We start from the raw sequence: 20,474 nt of genomic DNA on the forward strand, positions 1-20,474 counted from the left end.
TCTAAAAATCGTTTATAGTAGTTGAAAAAACCTTGAATTTAAAGGGAAATAGAAAAGAACACTTCTATCCCCCCTCGAAATCGGTTAGAATTGAAAGCGACAAAACCACAATTCTCCGAAATAGAAAGGAAGATACAAGTGTTCACTTCAATTTTGACCTATTTAGTTGGAATAATCAACTACCAAACGAAAATTATTTTATTTCTTCTTCAATTCTTACTTAATCAAGCGAAGTACTCTAAAGCTCCAAAGCTTACCACACCGCTTGATTTAGACTATCGTAAGCTAACAGTTGATGATTTACCCACGATTCAAAAACTTCAAACTCTCGACTATCGTCAAGTGATTTCTGGTCATTTTGACAAAACTGGGAAAGTCATCCAACCTGTAAGGCGCCACAAAAATTCCAAACCGATTCCTAACGATATTTGTTGTCCAAGGTGTCAAGCGCCTCACGACTATCTTTATCGCAATAACGGCGATTGTGGACAGTATCAATGCAAGGTTTGTCAGGAACGGTTCAACCTCAAAAACAAGTATGCCAAAGAGGTTGTTTTGAGCTGCCCTCATTGCACGCAAACGCTTGATAAAATTAAACACCGCAAGGGCTTTGTCATTTATAAGTGTCGCAACTTTGCGTGCTCTTTTTACCAAAATCGCTTGAAGAAACTTTCGTCAAAAGAGCAACGCCTATTTAAGGAACAGCCGCATCTTTTTAAAATGCATTACTTATATCGACAATTCGAGTTGAAGCTCTCTGAGTTACAAGCGCCTAGAGAGATTCCAACAGTTGTTCAACTTTCGAATATTCACAGCTCACCGCAAGTGCTTGGGCTTATTTTGACTTATTATGTGAACTATGGCTTATCCGCCGAAAAGACCGCTGCATTAATGTTTGATGTCCATCAAGTAAAAATTTCTGGTCAAACCATTCGCAACTATGCACGTTCAGTTGCTTGTCTGGTACGACCATTTACTGACGGCTATCCCTATGCACTTTCTGATCAATTCTGTGGGGATGAGACGTACATTCGCGTACAAGGCAAATGGCACTACATTTACTTCTTTTTTGATGCGGTAAATAAAATTATTCTTTCTCATAGAGTCAGTCCAAACCGTGACACAGCTACGGCTATCAAGGCATTTCATGATGTGATCAAACGATTTGATACCCTACCCGAAAATCTAAATCTCATTGTCGATGGCAACCCGATTTACAAATTGGCTCAAATTTTCTTCGCCGGTGAAGGTATCCATTTTGACGTAACACAGGTGATTGGGCTAACCAACGAAGATAAAGTTTCTGCGGAATTCCGTCCACTTAAACAAATCATCGAGCGCTTAAATCGAACATTCAAAGGGAATTATAAACCTCTCGGCGGCTTTGGCTCTGAAGCAGGTTCCATTGCCTTCGTTGAGCTGTTTACTACCTACTTTAATTTTTTGCGACCACACGCCTCTCTTGAAAAAGGACGTGTTCCTGTCCAGCTACCTGAGCTTGAACTATGTGAGGACATGCCACAAAAATGGCTCCGACTCTTACAGATTTCAGAAGATTGTCTGGTGAATTTATCACTGGCAAGCTGAAAGAAAGATTTCGGTACCGGGAGCCCTCAACGAGAATCGGCGTAGCGAACACTTGACCACCTGAAGAAATGGCTTATACTGCCTACTGAGGGTGAACTTTGTGCTGCATTTTTTTCGTCCACCTGGTCGCCCTCACTTATTTGACAAGCCATTTTGTAAGGTTGTCCAGTGCGATTCGGCGCCAACATCTATTTTTTTGCCAAAGAACTCATTTTGGGTTTGTTTTCATAGATTTTTTTGAGTTACCGCTTCTCTCGCTCGATTATGAACTGCTTGTTTTGTTTTATATGGTGATGTCATATTATACCTCCTACCCAATTTTTAAACAGAGCTAATATAAAAGTTACACTCTGACTATAACTATAATAGCCAGAGCATTTTGATTAATGTTATAAATGTGTTCTCTTACTTTTCAAAAAAATTGAATATACAAGAGTCAAAAAATAATCCAGACTTCTCATTCAGAAATACCAACGATTAGGTTAATTTTTGCAGCCTTGCTCTTCTACTTTCAAAAGACGATATTTTAACTATATTAATTCTTGGTTCAGACAAATTACCGTTATCCAATTGAATAGGCCCGTAAACTATCGTCTCGCCTTTTAGCAGTGTTTTTAATGAATTTTCGACATCTTTTCTATCATTAGGATTTGAAGTAATAGATTTGGCTATTGCTGAAACTTGAGAATCTGGTGGTAAGAAGTGAAGTTGCTCTGCAGCATTGTAGATTGCTTCTGCATCATTTCCTTTAATTGAATCAAGAGACTGTGTAGCGAATATACCAGATATGCCAAATTTGCGTCCTTCTCTAAGCATTTTCACAGCTGGAGATGATCCACTAAAGTTTAAATTTTGTACTTCATCCAAAACAACAGGAAGAGGTTTAGCTTCACTACCTGTCCTTGTTGCATACTGATATAAATCCCATAATAAAAACTCAATTAATACCTTTTGGATATTTAACTGATATCCTTTTAATTGAAAGATATTAATTATCCCTTGGTTTCCAAAAACTTGGCCCCAATCAAAATCAGATTCATAAGAAAATGGGTCTCTGCTCAATAGAGCACTGATACGACCATATAAATTTTGTAGTGCTTTGTCTTCACTGTATCTAAGCTCATCAGCTAGGTTGGCAAACCGATACGCCTCTCCATTTACATGAACTCCTTGAAGAATGGTCTCTGATAGTAATGTTCGTTGTTGGACACCCAGATCAAATACAAAATCTATAACTTGAACAACTCTATCGACCATATCTTGATTACTTTCTGGCATCACAAAACCGCCTAAGTCTATTTCTTGTAACTTAAAAGGATTGATTGGTACTTTATCTCTAAGTATAAATCGTTGGCTCACTTTATTCTCATAATCTGTTAAGAATTGTTTGTCTAACTGATTCTGTAAAAATCCATCAGTATAGTCTATTACCAGTGAGTCGATACTTAGTCTTGAAAGCTCTGCCAAGAGCGTCTGAACAAAATAAGTTTTTCCTTGACCAGATTTCCCAGTAATGAACAGGTGTCTATTAGCTAACTTTTTATTACCGAATTCCCAATAAACTTCTCGAGAAGAATGTGCAATCTCTCCCAATAATACCCTTTTGTGTCGTATCGATTCTGCCATCCCTTCCGTCTGGGTAGGGATATGTTTGAAGTCTTCTTTCTCAATCGCAACATACTCTTCAGCTAACTCTTTCTCAACTTTTATAGTCTCATCAATTATTTCGTCTCTATCAGCGTTGATAGTGCTGTCGGTTATTTCCTCTCCATCATACTTAACAGTATCCTCAGTATCTTTTTCTTGTTCCTCAGTAAAATTATTTACTGGTATTTCGAAAGGTACATCCAAATCAATATCAACATATTCAGAATTGTCGTCTAAGATTTCAGGATTCAAACTTAACTCTATCTCTTCTTTTGGAGAATCAAAATCTTTTATCACATCGCTTATGTCAACTTTTGACGATAGTAACATATCTTTTCTAAAATCGAACATTCCTTTTTGTATGCTATCTACAATCACAGTAGTTCTATCTGCAACGACATTGTAGGCATCTTTCTCCGGAACTTTAATAAGTAGCGCATTTCTATTAGAAACAAGACTAGCTTGTCTTGCAATTTCATTTTTTGAGAACTCAAAAACTACACCTTGCCCATAAAACTGTTCCATCTCGTAAGAAATATAATAATCTCCCACTATCAATCTATCCTTGATATTTTGATAATTTGGTATTTCACTTTTTGTAAATATTCCACTACTCATCATTTTTTCGAGATTCCCCAATATAATAGATACAAAGAAATTTCTATAATAATTTCTCATAAATACATCAGGGTTCTCATCACCTAGGAATTCCCGTAATATATTTGAAGTATGCTCTAACTGACTAAACGCTTTCTCGGTAACAGAATTGCTATTATTACCCACCTTAACTTCAATCGGCAAATAATGCAGTTTGATATCGTCTCCTCTTAAATCGATGCCAACAAATAATAAATCATCACTTGTAGCTCCTGTTTGGCCTAAGTTTTTAGAACTAAAAAGCCCTTCCTTCATGCTTAGTCCAACCATCCCAGAGACTCTAAGAATTTCTTCAAGTGAGATTGGAATCCAATAGAAATTAGGATGCTCAAGAATCCCTAACATTTCTTTATACGCTGAGATAATACTTAGCTTTTCTCGAAGTAGATTTGAGTTCCCCCTCTTTTTTTCCTTATCAGAAATTAACATCAACAACCACTGTCCATTAATCACATTGAAGTTTTTAATTACTTCTTTGGTATCAAACTGATCCCTATCAGATAATTCTTCTAAAAGTGTCTCTCTTAGCAATCTGTCATATTGTTGGGTATCATCAGTAACGGTCACTGATTCATACTGACTTGTTGCGCTTTGATCTGTATAATGTATAACAAGCATCTCTCCATTTGACTCGTCAAAAAAATATGATAAATCAACATCTAAGTTTAATAACGTCACCCAACTACTATTTTTTAGAACCGGCGTAATTTCATCTTGATTAAGTTGAGGAATATTATTTATAAGAGTATCTCCGTACCTGTAGATATCAGTATCTTTGTTAGATGATGCAATAAAACTATTCCATTCAAAAATAAAATCTACCAATTCTGTACGATTTCGTTCCATTATTCTACCTACACCGAACCCATTAGAATAACTATTTACTTCTTTATAGTATTGCGGACTACTTAAAAGCCCTCCCAAGGCATAATTCTTACCTAATTTTTCCATTTTAGCATTGCTTATACCTCTTCGCTGAACAAATTGATAAAAAGTTACATGAAAAAACAAACCCATTGCCTCAAAATTTTTAGCTTCTGGCATTTTGAATATATTTATTTTCTTTTGCAGTAATTCTAATACCTCATAATCTTCAAAAGATGAGCCTTTATATGGATTTCTCAATATATCATTTAACTTATCTAAACTGCGAATTTCATATAATTCTCTAAATAATGAATCTATCTTAATCCCTAATTTATCAAAATAAATATTCACAGGATTGATACTGTCCAATGATTCAACTTCCTTCAAACGATTAAAGATAAAGTTCACTATAGCATCAAAGAAGTTCACCTCATCCACAATACGAATTGCCGCGATATTCAAAGCCATCTCATGATTAGTTTCGAATAAGAACTTATATTGTGTAATGTAATCATCTAATCTATGAGTAATAACATTGGAAGCCAAATCGGATAATTGCCGTTCTTGCATTTTATTGTAAAACAGCCAGCGAGGTACAGAACGAGTATAGGCTAATTGATACTCTTCATCTTCAAATTTCATATATGGTAATAGATATTGCGGATTTAGAGTGGATAAAATATTCTCTTTTGGAATATCACCCTCGATGTTTAGCTGTTTAGTCAACTCCAATTGGTAAGAAATCATTAATGGGTGTAACGGAGTTAATGAAATGCCCTCTCCCTCAATCACCGTACCTACCAATGATAGGTTAGCTATTTCCTTAGGAGTTTTCTCTCCTTCAACCAACCCCTCTTGCATTGCATGACGGATTTCCCTTATTACATTAGTCAGAAGAAACGTATGCTGATTATTAGCAATTGCTAAGCTTGGTAAAGTTCTTTCAATTTTGTAGAATTTAAATAACTCTTTGTATGCTGTAATGACTCCTGCCGGCAGTGCCATTTCTTTATGGAAATACCGTTCCCCAATTACTTTCCCATACAACGAATGCTCTTCAACGATTTGGGCTTCTATTAACAGTCTATCTTTGTACATCTTTTCAATAGAAATTACATTTGAACCAGCAACAATTTTATTATCTTCAAAAATAAATTGTGAGTTTCTATTCCCCAGTCTCTGACGTTCAATACTTAATGGTAGAGCAGGCCGTGGCTTCTCTGTTAAATCTAGAAACGAGATAGGAAAAAAGTACTCCTTAATTTTCGCTGTCACACGTAACGCGCCATTCTCCTCTTGATCAAAAACAGACTCCTTTAGTACAACTTTAGAATTTAAAAGGTCCTTTCCTTTTAAATCATCAAGACTAAGAGCGGCGATGACATTTTCAACATCACTACCAAACTCATAATTTTTAACTTCAGGAGAAATTCCATAGAAAAATTTTTTTGCACTTTTTTGTACTTCAATTTTAAAATTTGGTCTTACTTTTTGAACATCAGTCAAGAGAAATGGAACAATCATAAACCACGTGTTGAACGTAAGCTTATTAATCCCTTTATGTCTAAAGCGAAGAAGCCCTCCATAGGTTGCCAATGCATTAAAGTTATAAATTGTAAATATTAGCTTTTTCCCTTTTGCTGTGACTGCAAAGTCTTTTACAGGAACTCCGTGTCCCTCAAACACAAAAGTATTCGCATCAACTACACTTGATTTACTAACATTGTCATCAAAATAAACCTCAAAAGAGAACTCATTTGTTGTTGAATCTAGCATCGATGACATTAACAAATGTATCCTTTTACTTTTGGCTCCCTTCTCTCCTTCGATTCTAACCCAGTTATATTCTTCATTATCACTAAATTTGGCTGTATCAAAATTAAGAATCACATTCTTATCCTTATTTCGTTCCTGTACCCCCTTCTCTACCTCTCGATACTCAACTTCTTTCCATTGCTCCGCTTTACTTAGTTTATTTATTAGACCATCGCCAGAAAACTCATCGCTAAGTTTATCTTCGATATCCAAATAATTATGTAGGCCTTCAACTTTAGCAAACATGTGCTGATTATCTAACAATCTGTCTTCAATTACATTCTCGGGAATCGAATCTAATGACTCATCTGGAAAATAACCCATAGCATTAAAATCTTCTTTTTCAATTTCCCCTTTTTCTAAAATTGAAAAAACAGTTTCATAATCTTTCAAAACTGTACTGCTATTATCAGTGATATCATCCAAATATAATTCAAGCGCTTTTCGCTTCCCCATTGATAAAGCCTTTTGAGCTAATATTTCACCTTTCACTTCGTTACGGATAGTTCTAGTATAAAACGGTGCATCTTTCTGACTCACGTCAAACGCTCCACCAATAATTGAATCTAATGCATCGAAAACAACAAAAAATACGGCGGTGTTAGCCCACTCTCCTTGATTAGCATTAACTCTATTTCTTACTGTAACTAAAAAATCTTGAGTAATCTCTTTTATCGGTGCAACAAAGAGAATATTTATATTTTCCTTTTTCAAACCAATAGTCCTATAACCAAATTCATCTGAATGAAAGGTTAATTTATTTGAAAAATCAACTACTTCCAACGAGTCATAGAAGTTTGTAGCCTCATCAAAATTATCTAAGAGTACAAAATATTTATCTCCAGCCTTCAAATCCTTCCTACCATTTAGCCATTGTACAAGACGATTTGATAAAAAATTATAATATCGATTTGACATATTGTGCGTCCCCACTATCTGAAAGTTTTTCTAAAATATTTACATCCTCAAAAAACGATATAATCGCTTTCCTACTTTGCTTATCAAAGTACAGCCCTCTATCTTCAAATTCATAAAACAATCGATTTAATAGAATCTTCTCTTTATCACCGATGATTACTCCAACAAATAGTAAAATTAAATCTTGAGTAGCATTCAAAACATATCCCAATCTACCACGACTTTTGATAAAAGTTAACCCTGAAAATTCATCAAAAGATTTGCGATATCGTTTTGCTGTTTCATTTGAAGTATTGATTTTCAAATATTTTTGTAATTGTTTAATCTGAAACTGAATGTCCACTTGAGCCTCGTAACTCTCATCCAGAGCATCAGCGAATTGTTTATTAAAATCCATCAGATTCATTCCCAAAACTGGTATGTTCTCTTCATCCGTCATAATTTCTGCATAGGAACGATAACCTTCTTTATCTGAAAGGATATTCAGATAGTCTAACAGATCATTATTTATTAGCAACTCCCTAGATGCATCATTAAATACTTTATATCCTTTTTGTACAGAATCTCTACCAGCAGTTACCTTCTCTTTGTCATAAGCGAACCATAGTTTAATATTTTTTACATTCTTAGATACCAATTGGTGAGCTTGTACTAACACATAATAAAAAAAGTAATAACTAATTAATAATCCGATATCGCTTAAAAAAATTTTTTCATTTCTCATTAACTGACTCAAGTCATCATTGAATTTTTTTACTAGTTCATCTTGATTGAAAAAATGAAATACATCTTTTCGTTTGCTTATGCTCCGAATTTCTGGTAAACATTCTACATATACTGATGCATACAAGTCCGAGACATTATTATTAGATATATATTCTTTCCAAGTTTCATTCTCATCTAATTTAAGAAGCTTAGTTATAAAAAATCCAAGTAACTCTTTCCCCCTTGCCTCATCTTTTTGATTTTTAGTACTCATTGAAACTGGGAAATATTGAAACATTATCGGATTTTTCATCATATCGAAATTCACGGAAAATAATTCTTCAATATCCTCCTTAAAAATCCCATCGCCAATTTCAAGTCTATTCATAATGTTCGTTAAGTGTTCTTCTCTTATATCTTCTAGTAAAGGGATTTTTCCAACAGAGCACCTGGCAATAATTCCAACAATCTCGTTAAAATCATCTGTAAACTTCACACGTTCTTGAGTCCGTGTATGAAATGGAAATATTCTCCCCTCGAGATGATGTTCTGCTTTTGGCTTTTTTTTACCACTGTTCATTCCAAGTTTGTCCGTTAATTGTTTAACTGCATCTGACATATTATACTTTTCCTTTCGATAAAGTAATTTTATTCATAAATTGCTTTAGCTCATATCTGTTCTGAGTTGTTAAATCCAATAAAATATTCTTATTCATAACTTTCGCTGAATTTACTATTCTACTTACAAATAAATCAAATTTAATTGCAATTTGACGGTCCTCTTCTTTTAAAAAGTACCCTTTATTTAATTTTGATAATATTTCAAAAGTCCGATAATCGATGATAATCTCATATACTTCATTGTTTACATCAAACTGCAATCCTATTCCTGTTCCCGAAATAAAATTCTCTAATGGGGTTAGAATAATTTCAACTAATACTTTAACTCTTCCTTTTCCGGGATTTTTAATTATATAACCTTCGAGGCCACTATCACCATGCCATTTAGAAAACGATTCATTAACTAATTCAAACAGTGCTTCTGCCTGACTCTCATTTTGAACTATCGAATAAAACTCTAAGTACTTTTCGAATAGTGAGTTATCAAATAATTCATTTTCATAATCCATTAAAAACTTAATACGTAGATAGGTATTGATAAAATTATCAAATCTTTCTTGTTTGTCTTTAAAAGATTGGAAAATTTTATAAAATGTTTCAGATTCATCGCCTAGTAACTCAGATATCTTCTTAAATGTATTTGGTGCATGATATAGTTCTATAGAAGTTTCATCAATTTTTCTTGTTTGATTTCTCATAGGATCCAGAGTATTAATTAATGTGAGCAACTCAGAACGATTCGCACTCTTAAAAAGTAGATAAGGCAGATAGGAATCATAATTACTCTTAACATCTCGAGGCATACAAATATCAAAAAAGAAATTAAATAACATCCGTGCAGATATAATAGTTTTATACTCAATCTCTGATCTTGTCAGAAGATAAATAATTGTCCTTTGGAAATCTTTGCGTAACATGTATTCATAATTTATATGTAATAACTTATTTAAGCCATTTTCCAAATCCTCTAAGTATGCGCTATAGAAGGGATTCTCTGGTGATTTACTATATATTTTATTGATAACTTCTTCATAAAACACACTTTCAACTTTTCCATTAACTAATTGAAAATTTGTTTGTTCAGTAAATGAAATAATTTTAAATCTTGAATTCACTTCTCCAGAAATAGTCCTACTTGATAAAATTTGGGATTTCTCTAGAAATTCGACAATAATACTGAAACCTCCATCTTTTTTCAGTTCCTCAATTAAATTTGTCAGTATTCCTAGATTAATTGCTACCACAAGCCTATCTTCATTATTATTGTCTATATCTCCATCTGAAAAAGGCCTTAAAATGCGTTTCATAGTTTCTAGTGCTGTACTCACAGGTGAATCAGTTTCAGTTGCATCATTATGAATTTTAATCTTATAATCAGCAAAAGTTGTCGGGTACTTCTTCATCATATAAGAAAGAATATGACTCTTTCCATCACCAACATTCCCTACAACAAAGAGTATACTTTTGTTATGCTTTTGAAGATGGTTTTCTAATGCATCTTCAAATTCACTCTCAATCTCTCTCTTAATATGCATGTATTCTTTAAAATCATCAAATTCGTTCTCATTCACAATTGCATCTTTCGACTGCATGGATAGCTTTCTAAATAAGGTTTCTAGCTTACTCGTTTTAGATTGCTTATCCTTATCCACGAATTTAAAATAGTCATAGAGTTCTTTCAACTCATCTAATTCTTGATTAGTTACTGTATACCCCTCTTCCGAGATACTTATTAGAGTTCTTGAAACATTCACTATTTTATTTCCCTCATCAAATGATATTGATTTCAGATTATTCGACAAGGTAAGACCTAGACTGGTCAGTGCATCTCTTGAGAACTCACCTTTTTGGACATTATATTTTTTTGATATCAATTCATATAAATTTCGCGCCATCGCACTAAAGTGCGTATTATTCTTAACTCCCATATCTTATCTCCCATTCATGTTTTGTTTCAATTATAGTCTTTGGTTAAAAAAATACTTTGTTTCCAACTTGTTAGCATTAATCATGTATTATAGAAAACTAATGTTAAAAAATTACGAACAGTCATAAACCTCCACTAATATTATTTTCTATTTCGATTGAAGTACAGCTTTTAAAACCTGAATTTATCTATGAATCTAATTAAACGTTTCCAAGAATATCTTATTATTAGTTTATCAAATAAGTCACGAAAAATCTGCTATATTTCATAAATCTAAAGCGACATATTAGTCTAACTCACATGATTATATTTTCTAGCAAAAAATGATGAGTTTTTATACAACCGCAAATTTCAAGTGCAAGTTAGCCACTTATTGAAATTTCCTCATTATTTAATTTTTCGTCGTACAAGTACAAGCTTGACAATGAGCTAGGGCATGGTAACTGCACCTAGCAGTGTTGGGCAAAAGTTCTGAGTGTAGACCGAAGAATCGCCCAACCATATTCATGCCCTAGGAGACTCATTGTCAAGCTTGTACGGCGCTCAGACATCTAAAGTCAATTTAGACATTTCTTCCAAGAAACGTTCTCGCGGTGTCGCATAACCAAGGATTTTCCTTGGAAGATTATTCATCCAGTCCTGGACCTTACGCACAGTTGATAAAGGCACATCACTCATGCGCGTACCTTTTGGTATGAAACGTCGGATAATGCCATTATGATTTTCATTTGTCCCTCGTTCCCAAGAAGAATACGGATGCGTAAAATAGACGTCTGTAACGCCTTTGAGTAACTCAGAAAGCCCAGAGAATTCCGTTCCATTATCAGAAGTAATCGTCTTGAATAATAAATGGAAATGTTTCCCAGCAGCTTCTCTCAACGTATTGAGCGCCTGATTGACAGGGTTCGCAGCTTTTCCATCAATCTTAATGATGACTTCGTAGCGTGTTTTTCTTTCTGTTAAGGTTAACAAGGCTTGGTCAGTTTTCGTTCTCAATCCATTGACTGTATCAATTTCCCAATCACCAAATCGTTCGCGACGCTCAACAATATCTGGACGCTTTTCAATTAACTCACCTAGAATCGTTCTGTTCTTACGATTTCGAGCAGGTTTGGTATTCCGACGTGTTTTAAGGCATAAGTCAATATTTCGAGTGGTCATCAAGCCGAAATCAATGTAGTTATACATGGTGGTCGTGCAGGGGATTTTCTCGTTCGGGAATAAGTTCCCTCTCTTAGCTTCGGCAACTACGACATCAGGCGACCAACTATTTTTCTTCATCTGATGATCTGCGTAAGCCATGAAATTCGGCGCTTGAAGCCACTTCGCAGGTTTACGAGAATTCTTTCTTGCCTGTTCATAAGCTTCTTGTCCCGTGCTAGCAAAGTATTGAACGGAGGCATACTCATATATTTTTCCATTCTGCTTTTGCCGGCGAATTTGACGAGCCAGTCCATCTTTGATCTCTGTATGGATCGTTTGAGGCGCTCGACCAAGCTGTTTGGCAATTTCTCGATTGGACAACGGCTTGTCTAATTGTTTCCAAGCTTCAATTTTTACTCGTTCTTCGTAACTTAGGTGTTTTCCTTTGCGTGATTCTGTGGTATTCTCAGTTTGCGTCATCGTAAATTCATCCTTTATTGATTGTGTAGGAACTTCAATAATACATGAAATTTTACGATGACGTTTTTTTATTTTCCTAGGTGGCTAAGTTCATTATAAAATCCGCCGTTTTTATACAACATTCTTTTACTACACCATCCTATAAACCTACTTATACATATCTACCTTCGATAATTATTTTCCCACTTTCACTCCCCAACTCACCCCTCCTCCACAAAATGCTCTGGATACCGTTCCCAATATCCCATATACACTCGGGTTTGTTCTTGATCAAAGTTCATCTGGTACATTCGGAAGGTGACCATGATGTTTTTGGGTTGCCACAACTCTTTGTACGAATATTTATAGTCTAAGCCGATTTTTTGCATGACTTTTCCGCTTCCTACATTATTGATATCGTGTGTTGCTGTGATGAATGGTACATCTGTGGATTTTAAGAATTCGAGTACGGCTGCACTGGCTTCTGTCACTAATCCTTGTCCCAAAAATTCTTTCCTAAGTCCGTAGCCAAAATCATGACCTTCTTCTCGACTGACGCCGACATAACCAATCGGGGTATTGTCTTCTTTCAGACAGATGGCTAGATGATAGCCTAAGTCTTTTTCGTAGTTTGGTCGGATACGTTTCTGATAGAATGCTTTCGCCTGTTCCTTGGTTTCTACGGGATGCCATGGCAAATACTGGTTAACCTTTTTGTCAGATAGAAGAACGAACAGGGCGGTTATGTCTTCCTGACTATCTGAAAAGTTGCGAAGGATTAATCGTTTTGTTTCAATGATCATTGCGTTCTCCTTTATTGTTCAAGTGAGTCAATCGGCCTTTTCTTTTCCATTCGATAATTGACTAAGTTTTCTGCGTTGCGTTGATTGTTTTGTTTTCTAATAACCTTTAGGCCCATCTTTTTGAAGAACGGGACTGCTGTGATTGAGGAATCTGTATAGATAAAAGGCGCCTTTTTTGAGTGTGCATAACTTTCAAGTGCTTCATAAATCTTACGCCCAAGACCTTGATGGATCTTAGTATGAGAGATATAGAAGAGGTCCAGATACCCTTCAGGCGTTATATTACCAAAGCCTGCGAGTGTTTGTTCTTCAATCGCTAATAAACAATACGTATTGGACAGCTTCTCATGCCACCGAATAATATCTGGTTTCTCTTGTTTCCACTCATTCAGTTCGGCTTGACTATAGTCTTTACAGTTGACCTTTTGAATCGTGTGATTAAACAGTTCTATAATCGCGGGTAAATACTGCTTCTCATATCTAATCAACTGAATCTCCATGTGCTTTCCCTCCTTGTACAACTGACTCCAAATCAAGGTAAACGAATCTAAGTAACTAATACTAATTGTTGTCCAAACAATCTGAGTCATTGGCCATTTTTGTTATAGATAGTATACCATCTTTCTACATTTATTATAGCCAGCCTACAGACGATTTGTCCCCTGTGAGAAAGATCACCGGGATAGCCACATAACCGGTTTGTCTAAGGTAAGTGCCTAATAAAATAGTACCTACACGCCAAATAGCCCAAGCCTTATACTAAGCTTAGGTTATTTGGTCTGTTTATAAGTAGTTCTACATAATGCTTGAACATCTGGTTTCCAGGGAAGTAAGGCGTCCAACCCTTCATCTGATTGAGTTTCCATATTTGGTACTCGATCAAATAGGAATTCTATATATCGAATCGGGTCGAGACCATTGGCTACTGCCGTTCGATAGATACTCAAAATGACGCCTGATGTTCGTGCGCCTTCCAAGCTACAGGAATGCATGTAATTTTTTCGCCCAATCACCAGCTCTTTTATATGACGCTCGGCCAAATTATTACTTAATTCCAATCGTCCATCCTCAAAGATTCGCTCAAATCCGCTTCGTATCTTCCGTACATACTCAACGGCATTCTCTAGCTTCGATTTTGGGACCGCAACGAACGTATCTAGCCATTCATAAAAGTTGTTCACCAATGGCTTCAGATAAGCTTGACGCTTATCAAAACGTTCCTCAATGGTGACTTCCTTCCATTTGCGTTCTAGCTCGAACCAGATGTCAAGCATCTTCACGGCGACAACTGCTGGCGTTTGTTCGGCCTTACCATTTTTTGGAATGGCTTCAAAAAACTTTCGACGTGCGTGCGCAAGGCAATAGACGAGCTTCACATCCGTTACATAATTATACCCTGCATAGCCATCACAATGAAGATACCCCTTAAAGTCAGACAAAAACTCTTTCGGTACTGTCCCAGATTTAGACTCTGCATGATGGTAATAGGCAATAGGCTGTGCACTATGTTTCCCGGTTGAGAAGAGCCAGTAATAGGTTTTTGCTTTTTTACTCTGAATCACTTGATAGCTCGTCTCGTCTGCATGAAGAATCTCTTCTTGATTCAAATAATGTTTGAATCGTTCGGCAACCGGATCTAACGCATGATGACAAGCTTTGATATGCCAGTTTGTCATATTATCGCGTGAGATATCGAGTCCGAGTGTTTCTCGCCAATAAATTTCTTGGCGATTCGCTGGACTTTTTTGACCGAATTTTAGACGGATTGTTTCCGCAATAATACTGTTTGAGCCTAAACTATTTGGGACGACTGGTTTAGGAACAGGTGCCTTCTTATAGGAAGAAACATCTGCCTTTTCACATGCCTTACAACAATAAGTGTGTTGAATGTGAGCCAATCGATCCAACATTGCTTGATGGAATCGGACCTCTTCACGTAATTTTGTTGTACCGATATCAATCATTTGAGTACCACAATGTTCACAAGAACGTTCTTCTTGTGGAAGTTCATGGTGTATTTCAGTTAAAGGAAGGTGCGCGATTTTCTCAGCTTTTTGGCCACTCTTCCTTTTAGACTTTTTTTCAGGGGCCGGTTTTTCTTCTTTGGGTACGGTAAATATAGAGGCCTCTTCGAGTTCCTCTGTGAATAAATTTAATTGACCACTAACATCTGAGGAAATAGTTTCCTTTGAGCGCCCGAATTGGCGATTCATAAAGTAGTTGAGTTTTTCATTCAGTAGTTGAATTTCGGTGGTTAATGCTTGGTTGGTTTTCTTTAGAGAATCAATCGTTTCAGTCTGATTTTTTAAAAGTTCAAGTAAGACATTTACATCAATCTCAACGTTATTTGTTGAACTTACATCTGTCGATATATCCAAAAAAATCCACCACCATTCTATCTATTTTTCTTCCCTTTATTATACCATTTTTCAGAACAAAAAAACAGATAAAAACCGCATTAAATCAATGTTTATTACGGTTTTTATCTATTAGAATTGGCCTCTTTTCCCTGGCTTTATCGCCCTGGGTTGATCGATGTCCAACCCTTCAAATAACCAACGAATTTGTTGACTAGTTAGTTGTCGAACCTCTTCTTTTTTTCTAGGCCACTTGAGTCGGCCATCTTGAATCCTTTTATAACATAAGAGGAAGCCGTCACCATCCCAATACAAAATTTTGAAACGATCACATCGATTACCGCAAAAAAGGAAGAGGGCATCTGAATAAACATCTAGCTCGTACTCTTGTTGGATGAGACTCGCCAATCCGTCAATTCCACGACGAAGGTCTGTTTTCCCAGTGACGATATACAAGTTCTTTACTTTAGTGAAATCAAGAAGCACGTCATCTCAACTCCCTAAGCACTGCGGCAAGAATATAACTACTGATACCATTATAAAGATGTATTTCAGAGCCATCTTTTCTTTTTATTCGTGCAGCTAGCTTCGCACTCGCTACTTTCTGATTTTGTTTCTGGTCTGGCTGCGTATGAAGCTGAATGGGTACAATTTCGTTTGTCTTGGTCAAACAAACACCTCCAATTTACTTGTTAAGCCAAGTATACCCGGAGGTGTCGCTTGATTATAGGTACCTAGTTATTAGGCACTTACTGTCTAAGCATCTCAAGAGAGAGAAAAAGACACCCCGAAGGCTGTCTTTTTCTACTTATACATTGCACTCACTACGGCGCTTCGACGATCGTCCAGTTGACAGTCGTCGTGTAGTTTCCTGCGTACTCGCTACTTTTAACTGGCAACTGGAAACCGGTTGTCTCTGTCCACCCTAAATCATATTTCGATTTGTCTGTCGTGTCTTGGTGCATGTCGATGGGGATAGGAACCCCGATTTCTAGTGGGGTGACTTCTCCGTTTGACTGCTTATATTGAATCGTTGAAGAAAGGCTATGTTGCGTAGTCTCATCTGCCAACGCTGCTTCTTGTGTGGCCTCTAGTCGCCAGGTGGGCAGATCATTAGCTGGTTTTGTGGTATCGCTAATGGCAACTACCCAATCGTTGTTATGCTGGCTTATAACTTCATTAAGAGAAAGGGCAGTCGGTTGGAAACTCGCGGTCTCAGCAACCTTTTCAAACTGAATAGTTCCCTCCGTAATCGTGAATTTCAGCATAATCACTTGAGAGACCGCCCCTTCTTCGTCAATCGCCTCAAGCATAATATGGTTATTGCCCTCACCATTTAGCTTCTCCACAGGCACGGCCATCGTCAAATGAAACGGCGTATCCTGTCCTTTATGTTCATTCGGATAAGTGTCGCTCGTAAATGTCGTGTTGTCTTTATACGTCCCTTGAAGTTTGACCGTGGAACTATCTTGATCTGACCAGAGACCTTCAATAGTGAAATCATAGGTTCCTGACTCTTGACGAATGAGTTCATAGTTTGTTTTATCAACGTGTAACACTGGCGCGTGATTAGGCTTTTTTCCTATATTCACGGTAAATTCGACAGCTTCTGAAGTTCCTTTATCATTATCTACCACGATAAATTTTAACACGTTGGAATCCAGTTTTAACTTCCCAGCCTCTGTTTCAATATCCAGACTAAATGTAGTATCTGTTCCTTTATTCTTATTAGAGTAGGTATTATTAGACAGATGGATGGCCGAATTATCTGGATACTTGCCTTCAATAGTTACACTGTCGCTATCCTTGTCATTCCAGACACCTTTTATAGTAAACTTATAGATTCCAGAAGCCGATTCATACAAACCCACTTGACTATAATCTAAGGTCAGTTTTGGCGGATCGTTCTGTTTTTCAACAATCGTAAGGGTATAAACCACCATCTCAGAGTTTGCCCCCTCATTATCCTTCAGCCAAAAAGTGAGTTGATTGGCTCCTGTTTTAAGTTTTCCGGCTGTTGTTTTAAAGCTTGCTGAAAACGTCGTGTCCTGCCCTTTATTTTCATTGGTAAAGGTATTATCCGTTAAGGCAATGGCCGTGTTATCTGAATAATTTCCCGAAAGAATCACCTGATCACTATCGGCATCCTTAAAAAGCCCTTTTAGAGTCACGTTATACACGCCCGTCTCATTCTGTTCCATAGTCACATCAGTTGGACTCAACGATAGAGTCGGCGGACTGTTCTTCACGAGCGTCACATGATCAAGTACGCTATCTTCTTCAGTAATTCCATCAATGGTCATAAAAAACGTCACTGTATGCTCACCATCTTGTGTGATGGGTTGATCTGATTTTGACAAATCAAAGGAGGTGTTGAAGGTTTTTTCCGCCTGATTCAAATCAGCGGAGGGAACGTTTTGGAGCTCTCCATTGTCAACTTGATAGGCCAAAGAGGCTGTCTTATTTCCCGGATAGTTCGCCCAGTTGCCTGTTTCAGAATGAATCAATGTTTGACTATCCTTGGGGTCAACAACCATCGAAAGCTCCTCATCATCAAGCTGTAAATTCCAATCAGTGATTTTGTTTCCTGGCAAAGTGATACTTAAATCTCCTGTAAAATCACCTGTCCCCGCACTGTCATAAAATCCACTCGCCAATGTAAATGAATCCTTTCCAATCGCTGCTTCCGTAATCTCACTCTCGTAACTTACAGTGATCTTATCTCCTGTTAGAATGAGGTTTTCAAAAATTGATTGTCCTGCACCCCCACCCATCTCAGGAGTTTGCGTCGCAGTCCCCGTGATTGTGTCCAAATCCAGCCCTCTAGAAGCCGCATAGAACATCAACACCGTTTGGAGATCTGAACCTGACAAAGGTGCCAACGTTGTATTTTCACCATACGCACTCGAAAAATTAATTTCGGCCCCTTGAGTCATTGTAAAGCCTTGTTCTTCATTAGGATAAGGAACAATCATCATACTACTTTCATGACCGTTCAACTCGCCCATATCTAACTTTTCAAGTGTCACATCGACATGGACCTTATCACCAACAGAGGTAGAGGTACTACTGCCTGTTTTGGCGACAGATAATGTCAGCTTGGCACGATTGCCAAACATCTGGATAGATTTTGAGTCACTGAAGCCTTCTGCTAACGGTGTGCCTAATTGATTAGCCAGCTGACTCTGATTTGTTTGATTAGAAAGTGGTGAAGCTACTTGGAAATTACCAGACCCCATCTGCCTACTCGCCTGTCTGCAAGATACAGATAGACCGACTGCTTGGCTGGGGAAAATAATTGCCCACACCAGTAGACAGACCATTCCTTTTACTAAGCGTCTCATTTGAATCATCCCCTTATAACGCGAACTATTCTTCTCCTTTATTGCTCAGAGTGAGCATTATCTTTTTTACTCTGGCGTAATTTGATGATTAAGGAAATAATAATTATTAATAGCAAGATAAGGAGTCCAATCCCCAGATAAATCCATAAAGAATTATCTTTTTTGACTTCTACTGCTTCCGCGTTCAATTTTTTGGCTTTTTCAGCTTGAATCGTAAAATCCTTCGTCAGTTCCCATGTATATTTTTTATCCTCGGCGGATGCTTTGACATGAACTGTATAGGTCCCTGATTGAATGGCTTCCTTGTTCATTGAGATAGGCAGATTCACTAGTGTTGCAAAGACTCCTCAACCTATCTAAAACTTGATATAAAGCTATCCAGACAAAAAAAAATCCTTTATACTACTCTTGGATGACTTATCCAAGACCAATAAAAAGGACCACAACATGGATAAGTATAACTCAAAAACTTCATTTCAGAAATGGTTTTCTTCAATAAATTTGAATAATTTATCGGAAGAAGCCAAAAATTGGATGCAACAATTTAATTCTTACAGTAAAAAACTGGACTTCACGACCACAATTAAAGTTCTGTTACATGCCGTTTATGAAGAGCTTCCAAGCTTTCGCGAAATGGACAGATCCTTTATGGATCGAAGTCTTCGCCAAGAAATAGGCATAGATTCGCTGTGCTACAGTTCACTTTCTCGTAAAATTCCTGAAATCAGTCAAGAAGTTCTAATGGAGATCTTTGCGCAGTTGGCTCAGAAAGTGGCAAAAGAACGACCAAGTTCAAAAACAACTAGCCTTCAACTTGTTGATTCAACCACGATCCCGTTGAATAAGACGCGGTTTCCATGGGCAAATTTTCGGAAAACTAAAGCAGGTATCAAGCTTCATTTGAACCTCTGTTATCTGGACAAAACCAATCAATACCCAGAACATTTTACGATTACTAATGCCGAAGAACATGACCGGAATCATTTCGAATGTTTAGTGGACAAAACAGAAGCGACCTATGTTGTGGATCGCGGCTATTTTGATTACAAACTGCTGGATCGCCTGCACAATGACGGTTATTTCTTTGTGACACGAACAAAATCCAATACGACGATTACAGTCTTAGAACAAATTGAACTCGTGAATCCAAAAACAACAGACGGTCAACTTATCAGTGATCAACACGTCATTTTAGGCGGCGGAAACAATCACGTCACCGAACGATTTCGTCTTGTGACCGTTTTGACGAAAGGTCAACGTCTCTTGCGAATCGTTACCAATCGTTTTGATATTTCGCCAAATGAAGTCGCCGACATGTATCAAGCACGTTGGCAAATTGAGCTGTTTTTCAAACATTTAAAACAGAATCTGGCAATCAAGCAACTTTACTCACGAAGCGAACAAGGTGCAATTAATCAAGTGATTCTCACCCTTATCGCGACGCTGTTAACCTATTTGGTAAAGATCGAATTGAATTCGGTAGCGACACTTTTCCAGTTAAAGCGCTCATTTCATTATCTACGTTTTGAGCCTGCAGAAATCTGGTTAGAGCGCCACAGACCCGGGTGATTTTGACTAAATACGTTGTCGACGCTTTTAGGATTCAGTTAAATACGACCAAAAT

At 37.0% G+C, this 20,474-nt stretch carries 13 protein-coding genes; 2 read left to right on the forward strand and 11 right to left on the reverse strand.

Going from position 1 to position 20,474, the window contains the following annotated elements; genetic code table 11:
• The first annotated feature begins 138 nt into the window (after positions 1-138).
• Positions 139-1,587: a DDE-type integrase/transposase/recombinase gene (locus IGI37_RS15220; protein ID WP_438762914.1), complete on the forward strand. Its 1,449-nt coding sequence runs from the start codon at positions 139-141 to the stop codon at positions 1,585-1,587.
• 477 nt (positions 1,588-2,064) lie between these two features.
• On the opposite strand, the gene IGI37_RS15225 is transcribed toward IGI37_RS15220, so the two are convergent.
• From IGI37_RS15225 to IGI37_RS15275, 11 genes are all read right to left on the reverse strand, one after another.
• Positions 2,065-7,491 (reverse strand): ATP-binding protein, encoded by a 5,427-nt coding sequence (locus tag IGI37_RS15225; protein ID WP_438762915.1) that lies wholly within the window; start codon positions 7,489-7,491, stop codon positions 2,065-2,067.
• Positions 7,472-8,815, reverse strand: coding sequence for a DNA phosphorothioation-dependent restriction protein DptG (gene dptG / locus IGI37_RS15230; RefSeq protein ID WP_438762916.1), 1,344 nt, complete (start codon positions 8,813-8,815; stop codon positions 7,472-7,474). Before dptG ends, IGI37_RS15225 begins: the two co-directional genes overlap by 20 nt.
• 1 nt (position 8,816) lies before the next feature.
• Entirely contained in the window at positions 8,817-10,745 is a 1,929-nt protein-coding gene (gene dptF / locus IGI37_RS15235; RefSeq protein WP_438762917.1) for a DNA phosphorothioation-dependent restriction protein DptF, read from the reverse strand.
• Positions 10,746-11,287: 542 nt separating this feature from the next.
• Positions 11,288-12,367: an IS30 family transposase gene (locus IGI37_RS15240; protein ID WP_438762918.1), complete on the reverse strand. Its 1,080-nt coding sequence runs from the start codon at positions 12,365-12,367 to the stop codon at positions 11,288-11,290.
• A gap of 200 nt (positions 12,368-12,567) precedes the next feature.
• Positions 12,568-13,149: a GNAT family N-acetyltransferase gene (locus IGI37_RS15245; protein WP_438762919.1), complete on the reverse strand. Its 582-nt coding sequence runs from the start codon at positions 13,147-13,149 to the stop codon at positions 12,568-12,570.
• Positions 13,150-13,160: 11 nt separating this feature from the next.
• The gene (locus IGI37_RS15250) at positions 13,161-13,649 is read right to left on the reverse strand and encodes a GNAT family N-acetyltransferase (RefSeq protein ID WP_438762920.1); all 489 of its coding nucleotides are present in this window, start codon (positions 13,647-13,649) and stop codon (positions 13,161-13,163) included.
• Positions 13,650-13,919: 270 nt separating this feature from the next.
• Complete coding sequence (gene tnpC, locus IGI37_RS15255; protein WP_438763561.1) at positions 13,920-15,521, reverse strand: IS66 family transposase; 1,602 nt, start codon at positions 15,519-15,521, stop codon at positions 13,920-13,922.
• A 117-nt stretch (positions 15,522-15,638) separates the two neighbouring features.
• On the reverse strand, positions 15,639-15,992 hold the full coding sequence (gene tnpB / locus IGI37_RS15260) for an IS66 family insertion sequence element accessory protein TnpB (RefSeq protein WP_438759491.1): 354 nt from the start codon (positions 15,990-15,992) through the stop codon (positions 15,639-15,641).
• 1 nt (position 15,993) lies between these two features.
• Positions 15,994-16,176, reverse strand: a complete 183-nt coding sequence (locus IGI37_RS15265) for a hypothetical protein (RefSeq protein WP_438759490.1) — start codon at positions 16,174-16,176, stop codon at positions 15,994-15,996.
• 154 nt (positions 16,177-16,330) lie between these two features.
• Positions 16,331-18,850 (reverse strand): hypothetical protein, encoded by a 2,520-nt coding sequence (locus IGI37_RS15270; RefSeq protein WP_438762921.1) that lies wholly within the window; start codon positions 18,848-18,850, stop codon positions 16,331-16,333.
• Positions 18,851-18,888: 38 nt separating this feature from the next.
• The gene (locus IGI37_RS15275; RefSeq protein ID WP_438762922.1) at positions 18,889-19,179 is read right to left on the reverse strand and encodes a WxL protein host-binding domain-containing protein; all 291 of its coding nucleotides are present in this window, start codon (positions 19,177-19,179) and stop codon (positions 18,889-18,891) included.
• Positions 19,180-19,297: 118 nt separating this feature from the next.
• On the opposite strand from IGI37_RS15275, the gene IGI37_RS15280 reads away from it, so the two are divergent.
• Positions 19,298-20,419 (forward strand): IS4 family transposase, encoded by a 1,122-nt coding sequence (locus IGI37_RS15280; protein ID WP_438762923.1) that lies wholly within the window; start codon positions 19,298-19,300, stop codon positions 20,417-20,419.
• Positions 20,420-20,474 lie beyond the last annotated feature (55 nt).

It is taken from the genome of Enterococcus sp. AZ194 (assembly GCF_051713825.1).
In the GTDB taxonomy this organism is placed as follows: Bacteria; Bacillota; Bacilli; order Lactobacillales; family Enterococcaceae; genus Enterococcus_K.